Raw genomic sequence first — 19,884 nt, 5'->3', positions numbered from 1 at the left:
CTAAACTACTTGTGTTATAATTCGAAACCGAACCACCCAACAGTACGAAACAAAGGAAGGTGCATAAGATGAGAAAAATGATTACAACTCTGTTCACATGTCTGACGGCAATCGCCTTGGTTACGGGTTGTTCTACAGGAAGCAATGAAGCCGCTCCTAATCAGCCGACTACGCCAGCAGAGAAACCAGCAGAGAAACCAGCATCCAAAGAGCCTGCTAACCCACCGGGCCCAACCGGAGAGAAGAAATACGAGAAGGCTCCGGCAATGCAGATCGACAAAGCAAAGGACTATCAAGCGAAAATCTCTACTTCCATGGGAGACATTACGATCGATCTGTTTGAAAAAGAAGCCCCGATTGCAGTAAATAACTTTGTTTTCCTCGCAAAGGACAAGTACTATGATGGCATCACGTTCCACCGCATCATCAAAGACTTCATGATTCAAACAGGCGATCCATTGGGATCTGGAATGGGTGGTCCAGGTTACACGTTTGAAGACGAATTGAAAAATGGTCATAAATATGAACCAGGCGTGGTTGCTATGGCGAATTCTGGTAAAAACACGAATGGTAGCCAATTCTTCATTGGTTCTGGACCTGACGTGACCGGCTTGGACAACTCTCCGAATTACACGATTTTCGGAAAAGTTACGGGTGGCATGGATATCGTTCAAAAAATTGCAGGAACTAAAGTAAAGAAAAACCCACAAACTGGTGAATCAAGTATTCCGGAGCAAACGATTACCATTAAATCCATTACGATTACGGAAAAATAAGAGCAGCTTCCAGTTGCACACGAAAGCCACTTTCTCATCGGGAAAGTGGCTTTTTTTATAGGGGAATTCGTCCATTCATGAAAACACTTTCACGATTAAAGTCAATTTGTAAATAGTCCTATGGAACCAATTACCTCTTGAACCATTCCGACAAGACCGATAGACTTGCAAAAGACCTGATTCGCTTCCGCAATCAAAACGCAAAAAGCGAAAAGGAGTGGTTCACACCATGTTGACACGAGAAGCGCCAACGCGCTTTTTCTTCTTTTTGAACAGTTTTGGCTTGATGCTATTATGCTTATTTGTCACACCGACAAGTGCAATGGCACCACAACCAGTACAAATACTCCCTGTTCTCGGTAGTGCACAGGCGCCATCGGAACAAGTATCGAAGAAGGAAAAGAAACCAACCACATCTGCTACAGCCGTAAATCGCGAGTCTGTGCAGGTCAGTCGTGATAGTCGCCCAAAAGTGGTTCGCAATGGAAAAGTGAAGATTTCTACGAGGGATATGGAACTGCTCGCCCGGTTAGTGTATGCGGAAGGCCGGGGAGAACCGTATGAAGGACAGGTAGCGATTGCTGCCGTTGTATTGAATCGGGTTGCTTCAGATGAATTTCCAAATACGGTACGGGAGGTTATTTATGCTCCCAATGCGTTTTCGCCTGTCCATGACGGCAATCTGACACATCAATCAAATGAGAGTACGAGAAAAGCGGTCCAGGACGCGGTGAATGGAAAAGATCCGAGCAATGGTTCCCTTTACTTCTTCAATCCTGATACAGCTACATCCAAGTGGATTTGGTCACGTCCTGTAACGGTTGAGATCGGTAACCATCGTTTCGCTCGTTAACGCGCTACTTACAGAAAAAGATTTAATAATACTTTATTTTTATTTTATTGATGTTTTACTTTTGCTTGCTATGTTGTAGATGTAAGCACTTTTTCAACGCATTGAGAAAAAGTTCGATTATCTTCTTTGGATGACTTTTTAACGTAAGCATGTTTAGATCGATCGTTCAATCTGAGTATGCCTACGCTAATAGCTTTGATTGATTGACTGTTTTGGGTGAGAGCAAACCAGTCATAGAACAATCAGTCGTTCTTTTTCTCAATCGCCCCCAATAATTAGGCATTCCCAACTGGGAATGCCCCTTTTTTTATTTTAAAACCCGTATATGGACATGCGAGACTACCGCGACCTCCGCCCCCGCTTCTGCGATACCCAATGCAAGTGCCTTCCCAATTCCTCTTCCAGCACCTGTTATGATTGCTTTTTTTCCATGCAATTCAAAACGTGTCATTTTCGAAACGCCTCCCCTTTCGTTCCCTTAGAGGATTCTGCATCCATCGCCTTTTCCCTTGTCTTTTGCTACAATATACCTGTATGGAAAGGGGGCAGTCCGTTGCGTTTGTACAGTCAAATGACACTCGCCGAGCTGCAGGAGGAAATGGAGCGCCTGCACGTCGAAGCGAACGAGAAAAAGAAGCTTGGTGATCACTCACAGCTCGCTATCATTACACAAAAGTACTTCATGGCGAAATCGTACTATTTAGGAACAGATGAGTTCCGAATCGGCAGCAAATACAGTGTGCCTGATTACGATCAGCCGTTTACCATCGATTATTTCAACGGCGTCTTCGCTTGGGGACGTTTCCCTGATTCGGACGAACAGACAGGTTTTCCAGTAGGAATGCTGGAACTGTGGTTCGACTAGAAAAAAGAGATCGGCACTCGCACTCTTGTGCAATGCCGATCTCTTTTTTCTTGCCCGGGCACATGTGGTAGCAGCATGGATATACTAAGAAAAACGAAAGTGAGCCAACCTGCACATGGACTGGATTTCTCTCATCCTCTTGGTACTACTGGCGCTCGGTGTCGTCGGTAACAACGCAACCGTATCCATTGCAGTTGCGGTCCTTCTCTTAATGAGGCTTTTATCATTGGACCGTTTTTTCCCGCTGCTCGAGCAGCATGGACTACAACTCGGGATCATTATCCTGACGATCGGCATCATGACTCCGCTTGCAAGCGGTAAAATCAATCCTTCGTCAATTTTGGAGATTTTTATGAACTGGCAATCGATACTTGCCGTCGGTGTTGGTATATTTGTTGCCTACCTGGCCGGAAAAGGAACCATATTGATGTCGCAAAACCCGTTGATCGTTACAGGCTTACTGATCGGTACGATCGCTGGTGTCACTTTTTTCCGCGGTGTTGCAGTCGGTCCTTTAATTGCAGCAGGTATTCTCGCCTTTATTTTACAATTTTTCCCGAAGTGATTAGCTCCAGCGCTCTTTTAGCTGAAGGCCATACGCCAAAATTTGCTGTGGCGTAACCATGCGAAAGCCTTGCTGCGCACGATAATCAATGGTAAGCATATCAGACCCAATATAGGCAATGGTTTCGCGATCTATCAGAAACGCCAAAGAATCGACCTGGTAGACTTCATCTTCTGGACCTTGGGTATCCCACCACAACGCATACTCTACATTCATCCCGCAACCACCGACTAGTTCACCGTTGATACGAATGGGCTTGTCTGTACTTTCCATGCGTTCTACTGCTTCTTTTGTGACTTTTACTATCATGTTTGGTGCCACCCTTCTCATGATTTCCCAGATTGCTGGATGCATCATCTCTTACATGATAGCATACAATGCTTGAAAGGCAGCAGAAAGGACGATCATCAATGAACATCTACGAACAAGATGGGATTTTTGTCGCGGAAACTGAGTTCCAATCGGAGCAAGTTGTTATTTTTGCGAATACGTGGGAGGAAGCCAAGGAAAAACTACTCGTTCGGCTTCTCGTACTAGAAATGATTGGTTGAGGAAAAAGCGGGTCACCCAGTGGACCTGCTTTTTTCCATGTAAAAGAGAAGGAGCTACCGATGACATACCTGACAGCTACGACTATCGACGAGCAGCACCTGGTTGCTCAAATCAGACAAGCAACAACCAAAGCCAATCGCAACAATGTCACCCGCACACAAGCATACCTCGCCTTTTATCTCGAGCACCAAGAGGTTCACTGGGCGTTATTGGCCCATATGGTCTCACGAAATGGCGGGTGGAGCATGACCGATTTAAAAGGGGAATGGCTACCGCTGATCATGGATGCACAAGCGATCGAGCCCTTCTTTTGGTTTTTGGAGAGATGTAACTGGCTAATTTTTCACGATGCCTATCCGCAATTACTTCTCTATGCGGAGATGAAACGAACAGGGACAGATTTAACAAAGCTTTTGGCGCCACTCGGTGTTTCAGTCTTTATGCAATCGTATTGGCAGGAGTTCCTCGCTTCCAAAGACAGCGCGCGCATTTCACATGCACTCATCGTCAATGAACAGCAGTATATCGAACAACGTGTCGTACAGAAGCCATTTACACTGAATCGTATCTTCGCTTCGTTTGCTTTCGTCGCCCAATCGGCTCTCTCGATGAACCAAGTGCTCATTCCTTATAAAGCACATCCCACTGACCGTAGACTCAGCCTAATCGGGTTGAACGTCCACCATTTTCCCGCCGTCAACAGCCGCATTCAGATTGGAAAGTCGTTGTACCAGCAAATATTTGGGGATCGTTTTCGTTTTGAGAAAATCGTCTCCTACTGCTCTCGTATTCCTCATACAGGCTCACGAGCGGATTATTGGCCGCATTTGTTCACCTCTCATCATACTCAGCCGATCACAGAAGTTGAGTACCAATTGCGATTGGATGGACATGAGCTGCTACAGGGAACTCCGAAAATATACAGTCCGCGCCTACAAGATGCATGGACTGATTATGGACACGATCCAGCAGATGGGGTAGATTGGTTTCGAGATGAAAAATGGCACAAGGTAGTGAAAGAACCTGCTTCACTGCCTTCTATCGACAGTGATTCATATGTGCGTTCCTTGCAATGGATCGAATATGGAGTCAAACTTGTCTCAGTAATCACGTAGCTTGGAGAGGAGATCAGTCTCATGGAAAAATGGATGCAAAAAATGGCGTTGAATCAAACAAGTTTTTTGCTATCCTGCCAATTGCCGAGCGGTACCTTTCGACTTGGCCCCAAACGTGATCAAATCAATCCGTACTTCACCAACCTTGGACTGATTTCCCTCATTCGCATGAAGCAGGTAGAGGCTGTTCGCGGTCATCTCGATTGGTATTTGCAAAACCTGAATTCGGACGGCTATATGAATGATTTTCGTCTTGAACAAGGCAAAGAAATTGATACTGGCACAAATGATAGCGAAGATAGCTACCACACCACTTATTTCAGCTTGCTTGCGGAATGGATTCGAGCAACGGGGCGTATGGACTGGCTGCTTGCCAACCATGCCAAACTGATGACCCTTCTCCAAGCAGTTGCCCGCCTTCAACAGAAGGACGGCCTGACCTGGGCGAAGCATTCGTATCGGGTCAAATATTTGATGGACAATTGCGAGGTGGCCAAGGGGCTGGCAGATGCTTCGTTTTTATTTTCGTTGATCGGAAATGTGGAGGCTGCCGAGGAAGCGGCTGCACGCGCCAAAGCCTGCGAGCTCGGCATCAGTGGCATGTACAGTCGGATTCGCAAGTCTTATGCAATGTATGATCGTACGTACCCCGGCTGGCGAAAATGGTATCCGGACGTCACTTCCCAAGCGTTTCCTATTGTCTACAGCTTGACTGATGCCAATACCGCCTCGCTGCTCTATCAGAGGATCACAGACGCGTTCCCGCATTTTGATACATTTCAAACTGGTGATTTATACCCTTGGATGACGATGGGTGTATGCGCGCAGAAAATGGGTGATACAAACCGAGTGAAGACGATGCTCGTCACAGCCACCGATTTGTACATACACGGTCCCAGATTTCCGTACTGGCTGATTCAAGATGCAGGGCGCTATGTTGAATTACTATTGGAAGTAGGTTCATGAGGTTCAGATAAGAGTTGCTTCACCCAACGATAGCAACGCTCAAGTTGTTCGTCTGTTACTTGGTCGGAACGATGCTCGAACATGATCTTTACGTGCGGGTTTTCTTTCCTGATGATTGTTAGGTAGGACTCGATTGGAGCCCATCCTTCTTCCGGTATACATTCGGGAAGAACGGGATAGTGAACGAATTCAACGGTATCAGCAGTCACCTTCATACTCTTCAAATGAATGCTCCATGCATATTTTGCATATGTTTGGATGACGTGACGCGCATCGAAAAACGGGTCAATTTTTTCTTGAAGAAACAAGCGGCCCGTGTCGAGGCAGAGCTTGATCGTAGGATATTTTAATAGCAATCGTTCTAAAAATACAGACTCATACACATAGCGATTAAGGGCGTCGAGCTCCAAGACGGGCGTGAAGCGAAGCTCCTTGCCTTTCTCAGCCAACCACGCAAACAGCTGCTCACTACGGTATTGAAACTCCGCTTCTGTCAAGACATGCTCCCATACATACTCTCGCGAATCATAAAAGCGCCATGTACGCCAATCCACGCGATCATCCAAAATAACCGGCTTCGGGTAATGAAATAAGACGTAGGTTGGCTGTAGGGATGCCATAAACGCCAATTCCCTCTCCATCCATTCATATGCCTCTGCTCTCGTCTGATCATCAGCATCCATAAAAAGGGCATCTCGTAGCACGGATTGACCTGCACGAAGCGGAAAATGAACGCCAATCGAAAACCCTCTTGCTCTCGACTCCCGCTGCAATATCAGAATGTCCTCATCAGAATCAAACAGGCAAGCTTCTATTCCATAGAAGCCCTCCTTAAAATCTCTGACGTACTTTGCTTGATCAAATTTTCCGTATTGACCAATCATGAAATTTTTCATTTACAGGCCCTGCCCTTCTTCACGAAACGAACCATTCAACAACATCATGATACCATGAACGGAAAAAAGAAAAACGCGGGAAACAGCCCCCGCGCTTGATCTATTTTCTTTCAATTTTCGTACCCGAGTCGTGCGTCACCACGAGAAATGGGGTCAATTCCCCTTCCTCCCAGTAAAAAGGCAAGACAGAAATCGGCACTTGCCCTTTCGATGCAAAATCATAGGTGAGACGCGCTAACAGGTGCGCTCCGGCCTCTCCTGCCATGTCCGCCACAATCAACACATCCTGATGCGGAATCGCGACACCGAGCGAGTCTCCTTGCTTCTTTTGATCCATCTCCGCTAGAAATGAATCAAGCAAAATTCGGCTTGCCGCGTATCCATCTGTCGGACTAATAAAATGGATGCGCTGACCTCCTACCTCTTGTGACTTCACTGAAAAGGGGAGCTTTCGCAAGTTTTCCATCGCATATGCATGAAGCTGCTCGCTTGTCCAGCCTGCTTCTTGCAACATCCGCTTCTCAATCAATGCGTAGCCTTCGCCTTGATCAAGGGCGTACAGTACGTACGTATCTGCCGTATGCTCCTTCACCACCCACCGCTCCGGGTACTTGTTGACCATGGAGGCATGACGCAAAACCGGATAGATGTTATGCTCTTGGCCGCTTACTCTTAGTTGTCGATCCAACTCCATCACTCCCTTCTCTTCGTACATTACCAAGGTGGATTATCATCGTCCTCTGTAGGCGTGCTCACCGGGGTATAGGCAACGTTCTGGCTTCTCTCTTCGATTTCTTTCACGATGTCCGCCAATGCCTTTGGCTTTAAAAACTCAACAGGGGACATGCCACGCTCAAACTGTAGCTGCTCGCCCTCTAAGAGCACCAAGTAACGCCCGTTCACTTTGGCGATATGCAGGCTGGTACCGTAATCCGCCAATAATGTGCGGATCTGCATATGATCCAGCTTGAACTTCAGTTCGACCTCTGGTTGGCGATCCGTAATGATTTGCATCGCTTCCATTACAGTCTCATGCTCCCATTTTTCAGCGAGCTCCCGCTTAGGACTTGCAGCAATGAGTTCAATCGCTTCTTCTTCCCGTACCCGCTCATCGGACTCTTCGGGATACGTATATTCGATGTGCTGTCTCGCCAATGAAATGACTTCTTCGGAGACGATCTGCGTCATCGTTTGCGGATACTCAATAAAACGCAGAAATTCCTCGAAATAACGCGCATGAGAGAACTGGTGAATTTTTACGTGATACGGGTCATTCATCCCCGACTCGATCATGTACGGATACATTAGCGATTTCATGTTTTTGGCATTGATCGCCATGCGTACATTCGATATCAGGCTCTTCTCATCTGTGATGACCGCTGTTTTTTGTTCGAAATCGCATTTTAAAATAAAGACATAGCGCTCGTCAATCAGCTCTAGCCTCGTCCGCACCACAATCATGACGCCGCCTCTCACTTGAGAGGTTCGCAAATACGACTGAATCAGCTCCTGACAGGGCTCTTTGCTCTCCCCCGACGTTTCCGCTGCCAACAATCGATTCAAGAGGGCATAGTTGGGGTTTGAGTCCAAGGGATGTCCAGGCTCCAGCACAAATTGACCTAGTTTTGTCGGCGTGCCTTCTGTCTTCGGATTCATCTCGACTTTTCTTTTGGCAATCCGGGCGAATTCTCCATCGAGAAAATCTTTCAGCTCACTTCTCTGATATTCATCATGGCTCAAATAGCGCGTCATCCGCACTTGTTTAATGCCATCCTCTTCTTCAAGCTGTTCCATTAGATAAAAGGATAACCAGTCAATTGTAAAATTCATACCCTTCGCTCCTGTCTGCATGTAACGAACTGATTATAGCAAACCTATTGAAAAAAAGGTCAGCTTTTTCAAAACATGATAAGATGAAGGGAGGAGGGGAGAATCAAACAATGTGGAATCGTATGAAGTCATGGTGGAACGAAACGATACACGATAAGCCTTATCGGCCCGGCCACATGGCAGGACAGTATGAAATTACAAAAGTATTAGGTATGGGAAGCTACGGGATCGCTTATCTCGCTACGCACAACCTTACAGGTAATCAGGTCGTACTCAAACAAGTGAAACCAAGCCTGCGTCACACGCCAAAAGGCGAAGCCATGCAAGCGTATGAAAAAAAGGTGCTGATGTCCCTCTCGCATCCGCAAATCCCCCGCTGTCTGGATTCCTTCACGTATCGGCAAGACTCTTTTATGGTCATGACTTATATAGCAGGCCCGACACTCGAAGACATGTTGTTTGATCAAAACATCGTGGTTGATGAGCAAAAATGCGCCGAATGGATTCGCCAAATCGGGGAACTCGTGGCCTATCTCCATGAGCAAAATCTGATTCACCGTGACGTGCGCATCCCCAACGTCATCTGGAAAGAGGACAAGCCCTACTTGATTGATTTTGGCCTCGCTCGGTTCGTTGGTGATCGCCCTACTTACACGGCTGATGCCCTCTCTGCCTATCCATCTGAAAAACAATTGAAGCGAGAAGTTGCTCCTTCCAGTGATTTGTACGCTTTGGGACATTTCTTTTTATTCTTGCTCTATTCCGGGTACGAATCTGAACCGGACGCACCTGAAAAAAGTTGGGAAGAAGAGCTATCTTTATCTCCTCCTATTCGCATTATGATTCGGCGCTTGTTACAAATGGACGCCCCTTATGAAAGCGTACATGATTGGCTAAGAGAACTGGACCGATATTTGATCCAATACCAAGAAAAAAGAGCAGGGCATCCGTAGCCTTCACGGATTCTCCCTGCTCTTCTTCGTTTTCATTCTGCAATCGGCTCTTGTTTCGCCTGTTCCATCTTTTCCTTCAGTTCCCCAGCTTCCTCGCGCAGCACTTGTCGTTCGTGTTTCGTCAGAACTTCTCCACCAACTGTGCCATTTACCAGCAAATCCTCTTCATATAACCGATCTTTGCGCATGGAAACCTCCTGCAGACAAGTTGTGTACTTCTTGTCCTACTTTGTTCCAAAGCTGCCCTTCTTATGTGCGCGATTTTGATTCCGCTTTGCAGGACTCGCATTTTTGGTTGGAGCACCTGACTTTTGTGCTGGCGCAGGCTTCCGTACAGGACGTGGATCTTCCAGTGCTCCATGCGTCATGAATTTTTCAGCAATAGGCAGGCCTGTTTGCTTGGAAAATTTTTGGACAATGAATCGTTCCTGTGTCGTAATGATCGAAAATACCAGTCCGGCACGCCCCATGCGCCCAGTCCGACCACTGCGATGAATGTACGTGTCAGCATCGGATGCAGGATCGTAATGAACAATACATTCCACACCTGGAATATCAATGCCACGTGCCGATACATCTGTGGTAATCAACACAGGGAATGCTCCATCCCGGAATTGTTGCAGGGTACGAGCCCGCTCTTCTTTCGTAGCATCGCGGTGCAGAAGTCTGCACGGCAAATGGTGGTAGTTGAGCTTCGAGACAATCTCGTCCACTTTTTCGATTTGATTGACAAAAACAATCGAGGAGCGTACATTCACAAGCCGCAGAAGACGACGGAGCGTGTCCACCTTTTTGCGTGGGTCCGTGACCAAATACATGTGTGCTACTCCCGCGGCGCCTTCTGGTGCTGCTGCGCGAATGACAACGGCATCTTTTGTAAAAATCTCAGCCGTATGTACAACTTCCTCTGCGATTGTCGCTGAGAATAATAGACGTTGTGTGTCACGCAGTGTCTTTTTCATGACCTCTTGAACTGGCTTGCCAAAACCCGCATCCAGCATCCGGTCTGCCTCGTCTACAACGACTGTCTTCACTTCATGGACCTTTAGCTTGCGCTGCTCGATCAGCTCCAGCAGTCTTCCTGGCGTTGCTACGATCAATACAGGCTTCTTTTTCAGTTTCTCGACTTGGCGTTTCACATCAACTCCGCCAATAATGGACATCACGGCCGTGTCTTTCCCTGGCAAAAGGCTTTCTGCTTCCCTCGCAATCTGAACAACGAGCTCATGCGTCGGTGCGAGTACAATGGCCTGGACATCTTTTTGCTCCAAATTGATTTTCGATAAAATCGGCAATAGATAAGCAAACGTCTTGCCTGTCCCTGTCGGTGATTCAATCAAGGCGTCCCGACCAGCCATAATCAACGGGATGGCTTCACTTTGTACAGGTGTCGGTGTTTCCATTTTTCGCTCTCGCAATATAGTCAACAGCGGTGCGCTAATTTGTAATTCTGCAAACGTGGTGCTCACAAAAACCCTCCTGGCATAAATTCGTGCATTGGGTAAGCTTACCACACTTTGCAGGTAGAAAACAGAGGTAAGGCCCATAGCAGATAGATAAAAACAGGCGAAATCCGCGATGGACTTCGCCTGACCTTCCTACTACCCGTTGTTGGAATCGATACGGGTTTCCTGCTTCTCACCCTGGTCTTGACGGTCCCGGCTGGTGGTTTGGTTACGTGTCCCTTTTGGACTTTCCATGTACTCCTCTACTTCCTTTTGAAACGCCTCATCATAGTCACGCACACCTATCACCTCCTACCCTTTATTTTGACCAGTGTGATCACATATTATTTTCCTGAAACCTTTTACCCGGTCATGCGTCTTTTCCTATAGGAACGATAACCCTAGAACAATTTGTTAGATGGATGTGAATATGAAATGGAGACGTTATCGCGCACTCACACTCGCAAACGAGTCAAGCGCAAAAGACCATGGCGTTGGGTTAAGAAATGGATGCTCGGCACTGCCTTAACCTGTACGTCCGTAGCTTTACTGGGAATTATTTTTTTATTTGGAACGAAAAACGGAGTAGAATTACGAGAGTGGGCGGCAGGCACTTTGTTGACAACACAGCATGATTACTGGGCCCCCTATACGTTTTTACCTGATGAAAAACTGAAAGAACTGAAGCAGCAAATTACACATCCAACCGTTATCAATTCCGAAGGCACAGTCACGGTAGGACCTCCTGTTCCGACGAAATCGAATCTGGTAACAGTCACACTTCCACAGAAACCAAAGGAGCTAATCGAGATCGAGGAGCTTGACGTCTCGAAAGGCAGTTATTACTTTAAAGGAAAAATCATGTACATTAGCGACCCGAGCAGAGTACGGCTCGTCGTTACGAATCGGAAGGACCGTGGAGATCTGCTCGATGAGTTTGTGAAGAAAACAGAAGCCATCGGGATTGTCAATGCGAGCGGATTCGCTGACCCAGACGGCTACGGCAAAGGAGCGCGTGCCTACGGAGTCGTCATCCACGACGGGAAGATTTTGCAGGGCTACAATCCGAGAAGCGGAGAAACCGCATTAGGGCTTACGTTTGACGGTAAACTGATTACAGGCAGCTACTCGGCTGAACAGCTCGTAAAGATGGGTGTGCGTGACGCTGTGAGCTTCCGTCCCCAGTTAATTGTAAACGGGAAAAATATGTTTGAAGGTAAGCCTGCCAAAAGCTGGGGGATTCAACCCCGTACCGCGATTGGACAAAAAGAAGACGGGACAATCGTATTTGCTGTCATTGACGGACGCCAGCCTGGCCACTCCATCGGTGCAAGCATGAACGATATGGCGGAAGTATTGGCCGAGCGCGGTGTGGTTACGGCAATGGCCATGGACGGTGGTTCCAGCTCCATGATGCTGCACAACGGCGAAGCCATCACGAAGACGTCTTCTCCGTATCATCGAGGCCGCTATTTGCCAAATGCGTGGGCTGTTTTTTAAGAAAGTGTTGAGGGTTAGAGGAGGTCACTGGATACATGCGAAGACTCTTTCATTATAGTGAAGACCCGACCATTACGATTTTTCAGCCTCGCGCACATCCCTCCCACCCCACACTTGCTCCGGCTGTATGGGCGATTGATGAAGCACGAGCGCCGATGTATTATTTACCGCGAGATTGCCCGAGGATTTGCTTTTACAAAAAAGCAGATTCCGAGGCGGCAGACTTTGAGCGCTTTCTTGGCTTGACGAGTGCCAAAATGGTCATCGCGATCGAAAGCAAATGGTATCCGGTTCTTACAAAAACAAAACTATATGAATATACCTTCTCTCCAGAATCTTTTTATTGCTGGGACGAAGGTGCGGGCTACTTTTTGTCAAAGGAAGCCGTTACACCACTAGACGTAAAGCCATTAGGAGATCTCGTGCACTGCCTTAGCCAAGCGGATATTGAATTGCGAATAACGCCTTCACTTTTGCCGCTTCGAGATTCATTGCTACAAAGCAGTTTGCACTTTTCCATGATCCGTATGCGAAATGCGTCGCTCACATAAAAAAACAGGCAGTCTCACCCAATGGTGACTGCCTGTTTTTTCCTTTTACAATTGAATCGGTGTTTTTGCCTGTTCCAAGCTCCATTTCTCAACATCCCACGTCTGTGTGACCCAATCCTCATAAAATTCAGGTTCGTGGCAGACGAGAAGAACGGTCCCTTTGAACTCCTTCAAGGAGCGTTTGAGTTCTTCCTTGGCGACGACATCCAAGTGGTTTGTCGGCTCGTCAAATACCAGCCAGTTGCTTTCGCGCTGCAATAATTTACAGAGACGAACTTTTGCTTGCTCGCCCCCGGACAAAGCATTCAAATTGCGATTGATGTGCTCATTTTTCAAGCCACAACGTGCCAACGCTCCGCGAACCTCATGGTTATTCATGGAAGGGAATTCATTCCATACATCATCGAGTGCTGTAATTGGCTTCGCCTTAACTTCTTGCTCAAAGTAAGCAGGATGGAGGAAATCGCCTTTCTCCAGCTTTCCATTCAGTGGAGGAATCACGCCCAGCAACGTTTTCAACAGGGTAGACTTACCGACACCATTCATACCGACAATCGCTACTTTTTCACCGCGCTCCAGCTTCACACTCAACTTTGGCAGCAGTGCTTGAGAATATCCGATCTCCAAGTTTTCAGCCTCGATGACAAAACGGCTACTAGCCCGGGATTCCTTAAAGATAAACGAAGGTTTCGCAGCCGTTTCCGGCTTGTCGATACGATCCATTTTATCGAGCTGCTTTTGACGGCTCTTCGCGCGGCCGGTAGTAGACGCACGTGCTTTATTGCGTGCAATAAAGTCTTCCATTTTCGCGATTTCTTCCTGCTGTTTCTCGAATGCGTCAAAGTGCTGACTGCGTTTCGTCTCAGACTGAGCCAGGAAGGATTCGTAGTTCCCTGTGTAACGATTCAGCTTGGTAAATTCCAAATGATAAATCACATTCACAACTTCATTCATGAAAGTCGTGTCATGGGAAATCAACATGAAGGCATAAGGATATTCCCTCAAGTAGTTTTTCAGCCACACGATATGCTCTTCATCCAGATAGTTTGTCGGCTCATCCAGCAATAGAACGGTCGGTTTTTCCAGCAGCAATTTTGCCAAAAGAACCTTGGTACGCTGACCACCAGAGAGCGATGCAACGTCACGCTCTAAACCGATTGCACTCAAACCCAAAGCGTTGGCGATTTCATCTACTTTCGCATCGATCAAATAAAAGCCGCTTGTTTCCAGCTTGTCTTGAATTTCACCCATGCGCTCCAACAATTCTTCCAGTTCCTCAGGAGTTGCCTCGGCCATCTTTTCTCCAATCGTCATCAGTTCAGCCTCTTGCTCCAACAGCGGCAGGAAGGCATCCTTGAGTACGTCGCGAATCGTTTTACCTGCCTGTAGCTTCGTATGCTGGTCCAAATATCCGTATTCGATTTTTGGCATCCATTCAATGCGACCGTTATCAGGCAAGTTTTGACCAGTCAAAATCCCCATCATCGTTGATTTTCCGGTACCGTTTGCGCCTACGAGTCCCACACGGTCATTCGGTTGCAAACGAAAAGACACATCACGAAACAAAACACGGTCCCCAAAACCATGGGACAAATTCTCTACGATCAAAACACTCATGCTCTATTCTTCCTCCTGATCTGTTTCCTCTACGAGGCTTACAACAAAATTCTTTCAAAAAAAGTGGGAGCGTGCCGTGCCACATAAGATTCGCCTGTAAATACCAATTCGTCCAGCCGCACACGCATATCCTGAAGGTTGACACCTTCTCCAGCGATGTTCAAGATCGCTGCTCGTGTCATCACCCTCAGCGTATTGACTTCTGCAGCCAGCTTGTCACCGAACAGCTTGCCACTATGCACAATCTCTGAGCGATGATTGTACGATTTTTTTACAAACTGTGCAATCCGTTCTCGCTGCAAGGCGGTGTCTCCAAAATAGTACGCCATTCGAACACGCAGTTTATAGGTAATCTCGCCTTTTTTGCCATCGGGAACGAACAATGATTCCAACGCAATCCACAGATCCAACAGCTGATCCTCGTAGTTTTTCTTCTCCAGCGAGAGCGCATAGCGACGAAAAGCAAGGGACGGCAGCTTCTGTTCGACTAATGAAGTGAAAATGCTCGCAGCTTCATCATCAAATGAGTACTTGTCACCATCAAGTGATCGCTTCAAATACGTAATGCCATACATATTGCCATTGACAGTGATAATGTAAGGAATCGAACAAGTCCCCTTTATGGACGCTAGATTCAGCTTACTTTCGATTTCTTCAATCCACACCCGATCATCCGTTACTTTCATCTCTTCGTGATCCCCAACTAAAAATAAACTGCTGGGATCTACACGCAAATCAAAGGTTCGCTTGTTCTCGTCCATCTCATTGCGCAAGAAACGAGACGCGATCTCATATGGCTTCTTGGCGCCTGATATAAGAGTGTACGAATTAGGCAAATCGATCCGAACGGGCTGCGCTGTGGTTGAATTGAATACGGGGGCGATTAAGACCGGCATAGTTCTCGCTCCTTCCAGACCAGCAGAGCTCGTTTATTGTTTACATAATAAATATTATGTTCTATAAACAGTATCGTGCCATTCTGTAGTTTTGACAACATATCAATTCCTTCTAAATGTGGACATGCTTCCCCTTACCATACAAGTTCAAAAAGTTGTCTTTTCAGCACCGGACTTCAAAGGTGAACGCCAATTTCGATGTCGACCAAGCTTTCAGGACAACATCGTGACCAAAAGACGACTTTTAGAACAACCTCATTATAGAATACCAGCATTTCCTATGATTCGTCATCATGAGTTTACGCCAAACTAGGTAAAGAAGGAGTTGATTTTATGGAAAAGGACCATATTCTTGATGAAAATCCGCATCAAACTTACAATAATGTAGCTCGACCGCTGGAACAGACTGGCGAACCCCAGCCCGGCTCTAAAAAAGTGAAGCAGCAAAATCACTCGCGTTCCATTCAAACACGAGAAGGATAATGAATGGCACCCGGCTCAATTGCAGTCGGGTGCCTCTTCCCTTCCTTTTTTTAACATCGAAAATGATTGAATTGTCCCACAAGGATGCACTATGATAAATTTAGTATCCTTGATGGAGGTTAAGTGAAGATGATCACCATTCCACTTCCGGGCAACCATAGCCCTCTTTCCAATTTGATCAGCTATAGTGTATCCCCGCTGTATGAGATGGCTGCTAGTTTGTATACACTCGCCCAAGAGGCACCTCCCGAGCGATTTGCGTATTGGACCGAAGAAAAGTTAGAGCAGTTTGAGTCAGCCCGTCTTTTAAAAGAATGGGGTTATTTTGTCCCGCTCTTTCGATATGGGATCCCAGACTCATTTGACCCCCTACATACAAAAGGTGTGATGGCCGTAGATGATCAATATGAGTACTTCGTAACACTTTCCACTGATCATTTTGTGCGTAGTATGAAACCGATCTTGGAGGCGTGGATATCGCATCACGACACTCCTACGGTTTCCTTCGATTTAGAAGAGGATGCCGATTATGTGAAAGGCCGTTTTAGCCTATTCGTTTCATCTTATTGGCAGTTATTTTTTGAGGCGAATTGGGAGGCGATTGCCCCAAAATTTGTGCGTGAGGCAGAACGGATTTATTACTCTTTACAAGGAATCGAATCCCTTACCACCTATCTGCAATCCATTTCTCCCGCAATTACCTATGACACAGAAGCTCATCAACTTACCTGTCCGAGTAACGGCCCAAGCTATGATGCTCAGCATCTCATTCTATATCCTAGCTATTATTATGCCCAAGAACCCACGCTTACGAAAAAAGGCTGGAATGCCCATTTGCTGTATTCCATCTCGGAAGCACCTTCTCAACCAAAAACGCCCTCATGAAGGGCGTTTTTCATGTTGCATATGGGCGACGATCAATTTATCTAATTGTTGACTGATTCTCACGATTTCAGGGTCAAGAAAATTGTAACCTGCATCTTTTGCTGCGCGTTCTAGCTTTAGTCGCAAGTCATCAATCATCTTACTCGTAGTTTCCATGCTGCAGACCCCCACCAAATGTTGTCTCCCACTATTTTACATTATATAAGAACAGGTGGAAAGGGTAAGATGTGGAAGAAAAAGCCTTGCACCCAATTCCGGCACAAGGCTTTTCCCACTTTCTATTTCATGACGTGGATCGGACGACCCAGAGCCAATTCAGCAGCTTCCATAGTTACTTCACCCAGAGTTGGATGTGCGTGGATGGTCAACTCGATGTCTTCGAGTGTCGCTCCCATTTCGATCGCCAATCCGATTTCTGCGATGATGTTGGATGCTTCTGGACCAACGATTTGTGCACCCAATACGAGATTCGTTTCTTTTTCTGCAATCAGCTTCACGTAGCCTTCGCCTGCATTTACAGACAGAGCGCGACCGTTTGCTGCGAATGGGAAACGACCTACAACGTAATCGATGCCTTTTTCTTTTGCTTCTTTCTCATTGATTCCTACGCTTGCGATTTCTGGATCGCAGAATACAACCGCTGGAATCGCCTTGTAGTCCACTTCTGCCGGATGCCCAGCAATCGCTTCGGCAGCAACCTTACCTTCGTAGGAAGCTTTGTGAGCCAATGCAGGACCTGCTACGATATCCCCGATCGCGTACACGTTAGGAATGTTCGTGCGGCCTTGCTTGTCAACAACGATCAACCCACGGTCAGTCACGTTCATGCCGATATCACGAATACCGAGTTCATCTGTATTCGGACGACGTCCAACAGTAACGAGTACGTATTCCGCCTCGATCTTTTGTTGCTCGCCTTTTACTTCTGCAGTCACGATCACGCCGTTGTCTGTCTCTTCCATTCCTTGTGCCAGTGCTTTGGTATGGATGGTAACGTCGAGCTTTTTCAGCTTGCGTTCCACCAAACGTGGCATGTCTGGCTCAAATCCTGGCAAGATCTGATCGGAACCTTCCAAAATGGTTACTTTTGTACCAAACTTCGCGAACACAGTACCAAGCTCGATACCGATGTATCCGCCGCCGATTACCACGAGGCTCTTCGGCAGTTCAGTCAAGGACAGCGCTTCAGTGGAAGACATGACGCGTTTGCCAAACGGGAATGCAGGCAACTCGATTGGACGCGAACCAGTTGCAATGATGCAATGCTGGAAGCGATAACGGTTGACATCATAACCGTGGAATACGCGTACTTCATTTTCACTTACGAACAGTGCCTCACCAGGGATTACCTGGATTTTGTTGCCTTTGAAGAGGGAGCCTACACCGCCAGTCAGTTGCTTTACGATGCCGCTTTTCCACTCTTGTACTTTGGCAAAATCCACTTTTACATTTTCCATGGTAATACCCATGGATTCTGTATGTTGTGTGTGCTCATACGTATGTGCAGCGTGGATCATTGCTTTGGAAGGGATGCAACCTACGTTCAGGCATACGCCGCCCAGCTCACCTTTTTCCACGACAGCTACTGTTTTCCCCATTTGGGCTGCACGAATCGCTGCAACATATCCACCTGGGCCAGCACCGATTACGAGCACGTCTACTTCTGTAGTAAATTCACCTACTACCATTGTCTCTTATCCCTCCATGACGAGCAGCGTTGGGTTTTCCAAGAGCTGCTTCACGTAGTTGACGAAACGCTGTGCAGGTTCGCCATCAACCAAGCGGTGGTCAAAGCTCAAGGACAGGTGCAACATTTGACCTACCACGATTTCTCCGTTTTTCACAACTGGTTTTTCGCTAATACGGCCAACACCCAGAATAGCTACTTCTGGATAGTTAATGATTGGCGTAAAGAACATACCACCAGCAGAACCGATGTTTGTGATGCTGAAAGTAGAACCTTTCAACTCATCTGCAGATGCTTTGCGGTCGCGTGCTTTCTTCGCCAGATCGCCGATTTCTCCTGCGATTTGGAAGATAGATTTGCTGTCAGCCGATTTCACAACTGGAACGAGCAAACCGTCTTCTGTCGAGGTAGCGATACCGATGTTGTAGTACTTTTTGAAGATGATTTCTTGTTTCTCATCGTCGATAGAAGCGTTGAGTTCTGGGAATTTCTTCAGACCAGCTACAACTGCTTTCACGATCATTGGCAAGTAAGTCAACTTCACACCACGCTCTTCAGCAAGTGGTTTCGCATCTTTACGCATAGCGACAAGCGCTGTAACATCCACTTCGTCGAAGATCGTTACGTGTGGTGCTGTGTAAGCAGATTTCACCATTGCTTTCGCGATTGCTTTACGCATACCTTTCAGCGGAACGCGCTCTTCCAGCTCGCCAACTGTAGGTGTGTGGTGAACAGTTGGAGCCGCTGCTGCTTGTGCTACACCAGTAGCTGCTGCTACAGGAGCCTCAGTTGCTACTGGAGCTGCCACTGCTTGTGCAGTTGGTGCTGCTGCTCCGCCAGATACAAAGCGATCTACGTCTTCGCGTGTGATGCGACCCACTTTGCCAGTACCCGGTACATTAGCCAATTGCACGCCTTTTTCACGAGCGTATTTACGAACGGAAGGCGTAGCCAGCACGTGCTTACGGTCAATTGGTGCCGCTACTGCTGTTGCAGTTGCTTGTGCCATTGGCGTTTCCAGTGCTTGGTTCGCATTTGCGCTCACTTGGGAACCGATGTCGCAGCCTGGCTCCATTTTGTCTGCAGCTTGAGGCGCTGGTGCCGCTTCAGCAGCATGGGAATCGCCATGACCATGGTCTGGCAGGTTCGGAATTTCGCCTTCAACGTCAAACTCGATCAGTGGATCGCCGACTACAGAAACCGTACCCTCGGTTACTTTCAATTCGATAACTTTACCTTTAACAGGCGACGGTACTTCTACAACCGCCTTGTCATTTTGTACTTCCATGATGACTTGGTCTTCTTCTACGGAATCTCCGGGCTGTACGTGCCATTTGACGATTTCGCCTTCATGGATACCCTCGCCGAGCTCCGGGAGTCTGAATGTAAAACGACTCACAGTATCTCCTCCTTATAGAGATTTATCATTTATTTTTAGTTATTATATCG

At 47.0% G+C, this 19,884-nt stretch carries 24 protein-coding genes and 1 pseudogene; 12 read left to right on the top strand and 13 right to left on the bottom strand.

Annotation, left to right across the window (positions count from 1 at the left end; translation table 11 throughout):
• Positions 1-68 precede the first annotated feature (68 nt).
• Positions 69-776 carry a peptidylprolyl isomerase gene (locus C7R93_RS21085; protein WP_106840656.1) on the top strand — a complete coding sequence of 236 codons (708 nt, stop codon included), beginning with the start codon at positions 69-71 and terminating at the stop codon, positions 774-776.
• Positions 777-1,005: 229 nt separating this feature from the next.
• Positions 1,006-1,629 (top strand): cell wall hydrolase, encoded by a 624-nt coding sequence (locus C7R93_RS21080; RefSeq protein WP_106840655.1) that lies wholly within the window; start codon positions 1,006-1,008, stop codon positions 1,627-1,629.
• A 334-nt stretch (positions 1,630-1,963) separates the two neighbouring features.
• Here the strand turns inward: C7R93_RS21080 and C7R93_RS21075 are convergent.
• Positions 1,964-2,080, bottom strand: a pseudogene (locus C7R93_RS21075) (SDR family NAD(P)-dependent oxidoreductase); the annotation flags it as partial.
• A gap of 102 nt (positions 2,081-2,182) precedes the next feature.
• Here C7R93_RS21075 and C7R93_RS21070 point away from each other — a divergent pair.
• Positions 2,183-2,494 carry a YfhH family protein gene (locus tag C7R93_RS21070; protein WP_106840654.1) on the top strand — a complete coding sequence of 104 codons (312 nt, stop codon included), beginning with the start codon at positions 2,183-2,185 and terminating at the stop codon, positions 2,492-2,494.
• 115 nt (positions 2,495-2,609) lie between these two features.
• A complete protein-coding gene (locus C7R93_RS21065; RefSeq protein ID WP_106840653.1) occupies positions 2,610-3,059 on the top strand; it encodes a DUF441 domain-containing protein in 450 nt (149 codons plus the stop codon).
• On the opposite strand, the gene C7R93_RS21060 is transcribed toward C7R93_RS21065, so the two are convergent.
• Positions 3,060-3,368, bottom strand: coding sequence for an iron-sulfur cluster biosynthesis family protein (locus C7R93_RS21060; protein ID WP_106840652.1), 309 nt, complete (start codon positions 3,366-3,368; stop codon positions 3,060-3,062).
• A 101-nt stretch (positions 3,369-3,469) separates the two neighbouring features.
• Here C7R93_RS21060 and C7R93_RS30385 point away from each other — a divergent pair, with 101 nt between their 5' ends.
• From C7R93_RS30385 to C7R93_RS21050, 3 genes are read left to right on the top strand one after another with little or no spacing between them, the layout of a single operon-like run.
• Entirely contained in the window at positions 3,470-3,610 is a 141-nt protein-coding gene (locus C7R93_RS30385; protein WP_167402490.1) for a hypothetical protein, read from the top strand.
• 60 nt (positions 3,611-3,670) lie between these two features.
• Positions 3,671-4,726 carry a DUF2515 family protein gene (locus tag C7R93_RS21055; RefSeq protein ID WP_106840651.1) on the top strand — a complete coding sequence of 352 codons (1,056 nt, stop codon included), beginning with the start codon at positions 3,671-3,673 and terminating at the stop codon, positions 4,724-4,726.
• A gap of 21 nt (positions 4,727-4,747) precedes the next feature.
• A complete protein-coding gene (locus tag C7R93_RS21050; RefSeq protein ID WP_106840650.1) occupies positions 4,748-5,692 on the top strand; it encodes a prenyltransferase/squalene oxidase repeat-containing protein in 945 nt (314 codons plus the stop codon).
• Here the strand turns inward: C7R93_RS21050 and C7R93_RS21045 are convergent.
• From C7R93_RS21045 to C7R93_RS21035, 3 genes are all read right to left on the bottom strand, one after another.
• Positions 5,659-6,588 carry a sugar phosphate isomerase/epimerase family protein gene (locus tag C7R93_RS21045; protein ID WP_106840649.1) on the bottom strand — a complete coding sequence of 310 codons (930 nt, stop codon included), beginning with the start codon at positions 6,586-6,588 and terminating at the stop codon, positions 5,659-5,661. The genes C7R93_RS21050 and C7R93_RS21045 overlap by 34 nt on opposite strands.
• Positions 6,589-6,688: 100 nt before the next feature.
• A complete protein-coding gene (locus C7R93_RS21040; RefSeq protein WP_244191605.1) occupies positions 6,689-7,282 on the bottom strand; it encodes a DUF1444 family protein in 594 nt (197 codons plus the stop codon).
• Positions 7,283-7,302: 20 nt separating this feature from the next.
• On the bottom strand, positions 7,303-8,418 hold the full coding sequence (locus C7R93_RS21035; RefSeq protein WP_106840647.1) for a DUF3900 domain-containing protein: 1,116 nt from the start codon (positions 8,416-8,418) through the stop codon (positions 7,303-7,305).
• Between the two features lie 110 nt (positions 8,419-8,528).
• Here C7R93_RS21035 and C7R93_RS21030 point away from each other — a divergent pair, with 110 nt between their 5' ends.
• Entirely contained in the window at positions 8,529-9,371 is an 843-nt protein-coding gene (locus tag C7R93_RS21030) for a serine/threonine protein kinase (protein ID WP_106840646.1), read from the top strand.
• Positions 9,372-9,403: 32 nt separating this feature from the next.
• Here the strand turns inward: C7R93_RS21030 and C7R93_RS30380 are convergent, their stop codons facing one another.
• The 3 genes from C7R93_RS30380 to C7R93_RS30375 all read right to left on the bottom strand — a co-directional run bounded on the left by C7R93_RS30380 (position 9,404) and on the right by C7R93_RS30375 (position 11,116).
• Positions 9,404-9,559: a hypothetical protein gene (locus C7R93_RS30380; RefSeq protein ID WP_167402489.1), complete on the bottom strand. Its 156-nt coding sequence runs from the start codon at positions 9,557-9,559 to the stop codon at positions 9,404-9,406.
• A 36-nt stretch (positions 9,560-9,595) separates the two neighbouring features.
• Positions 9,596-10,840 carry a DEAD/DEAH box helicase gene (locus tag C7R93_RS21025; RefSeq protein ID WP_106840645.1) on the bottom strand — a complete coding sequence of 415 codons (1,245 nt, stop codon included), beginning with the start codon at positions 10,838-10,840 and terminating at the stop codon, positions 9,596-9,598.
• Between the two features lie 132 nt (positions 10,841-10,972).
• Positions 10,973-11,116 (bottom strand): hypothetical protein, encoded by a 144-nt coding sequence (locus tag C7R93_RS30375; RefSeq protein ID WP_007718864.1) that lies wholly within the window; start codon positions 11,114-11,116, stop codon positions 10,973-10,975.
• Positions 11,117-11,251: 135 nt separating this feature from the next.
• Here C7R93_RS30375 and C7R93_RS21020 point away from each other — a divergent pair, with 135 nt between their 5' ends.
• Together C7R93_RS21020 and C7R93_RS21015 are read left to right on the top strand one after the other, a co-directional pair.
• Positions 11,252-12,316 carry a phosphodiester glycosidase family protein gene (locus tag C7R93_RS21020; RefSeq protein ID WP_106840644.1) on the top strand — a complete coding sequence of 355 codons (1,065 nt, stop codon included), beginning with the start codon at positions 11,252-11,254 and terminating at the stop codon, positions 12,314-12,316.
• Positions 12,317-12,351: 35 nt separating this feature from the next.
• Positions 12,352-12,867, top strand: coding sequence for a DUF6886 family protein (locus C7R93_RS21015; RefSeq protein ID WP_106840643.1), 516 nt, complete (start codon positions 12,352-12,354; stop codon positions 12,865-12,867).
• Between the two features lie 45 nt (positions 12,868-12,912).
• Here C7R93_RS21015 and C7R93_RS21010 read toward each other — a convergent pair whose 3' ends face one another.
• Positions 12,913-14,484, bottom strand: a complete 1,572-nt coding sequence (locus C7R93_RS21010) for an ABC-F family ATP-binding cassette domain-containing protein (protein ID WP_106840642.1) — start codon at positions 14,482-14,484, stop codon at positions 12,913-12,915.
• A gap of 38 nt (positions 14,485-14,522) precedes the next feature.
• A complete protein-coding gene (locus tag C7R93_RS21005; protein WP_106840641.1) occupies positions 14,523-15,380 on the bottom strand; it encodes a HEPN domain-containing protein in 858 nt (285 codons plus the stop codon).
• A gap of 333 nt (positions 15,381-15,713) precedes the next feature.
• Here C7R93_RS21005 and C7R93_RS21000 point away from each other — a divergent pair, with 333 nt between their 5' ends.
• Both C7R93_RS21000 and C7R93_RS20995 read left to right on the top strand, forming a co-directional pair.
• Entirely contained in the window at positions 15,714-15,863 is a 150-nt protein-coding gene (locus C7R93_RS21000) for a hypothetical protein (RefSeq protein WP_015891582.1), read from the top strand.
• Positions 15,864-15,992: 129 nt separating this feature from the next.
• Positions 15,993-16,748, top strand: a complete 756-nt coding sequence (locus C7R93_RS20995; RefSeq protein ID WP_106840640.1) for a hypothetical protein — start codon at positions 15,993-15,995, stop codon at positions 16,746-16,748.
• Here C7R93_RS20995 and C7R93_RS20990 read toward each other — a convergent pair.
• From C7R93_RS20990 to C7R93_RS20980, 3 genes are all read right to left on the bottom strand, one after another.
• The gene (locus C7R93_RS20990) at positions 16,743-16,904 is read right to left on the bottom strand and encodes an aspartyl-phosphate phosphatase Spo0E family protein (RefSeq protein WP_007718886.1); all 162 of its coding nucleotides are present in this window, start codon (positions 16,902-16,904) and stop codon (positions 16,743-16,745) included. The genes C7R93_RS20995 and C7R93_RS20990 overlap by 6 nt on opposite strands.
• 122 nt (positions 16,905-17,026) lie before the next feature.
• On the bottom strand, positions 17,027-18,436 hold the full coding sequence (lpdA, locus tag C7R93_RS20985) for a dihydrolipoyl dehydrogenase (RefSeq protein WP_106840639.1): 1,410 nt from the start codon (positions 18,434-18,436) through the stop codon (positions 17,027-17,029).
• 6 nt (positions 18,437-18,442) lie between these two features.
• Positions 18,443-19,834, bottom strand: a complete 1,392-nt coding sequence (locus tag C7R93_RS20980) for a dihydrolipoamide acetyltransferase family protein (RefSeq protein ID WP_106840638.1) — start codon at positions 19,832-19,834, stop codon at positions 18,443-18,445.
• Positions 19,835-19,884: the final 50 nt, after the last annotated feature.

This window comes from Brevibacillus fortis (genome assembly GCF_003013395.1).
In the GTDB taxonomy this organism is placed as follows: domain Bacteria; phylum Bacillota; class Bacilli; order Brevibacillales; family Brevibacillaceae; genus Brevibacillus; species Brevibacillus fortis.
The sequence above is the reverse complement of the archived record's forward strand: the minus strand, read 5'-3'. Positions and strand labels throughout refer to the sequence as shown.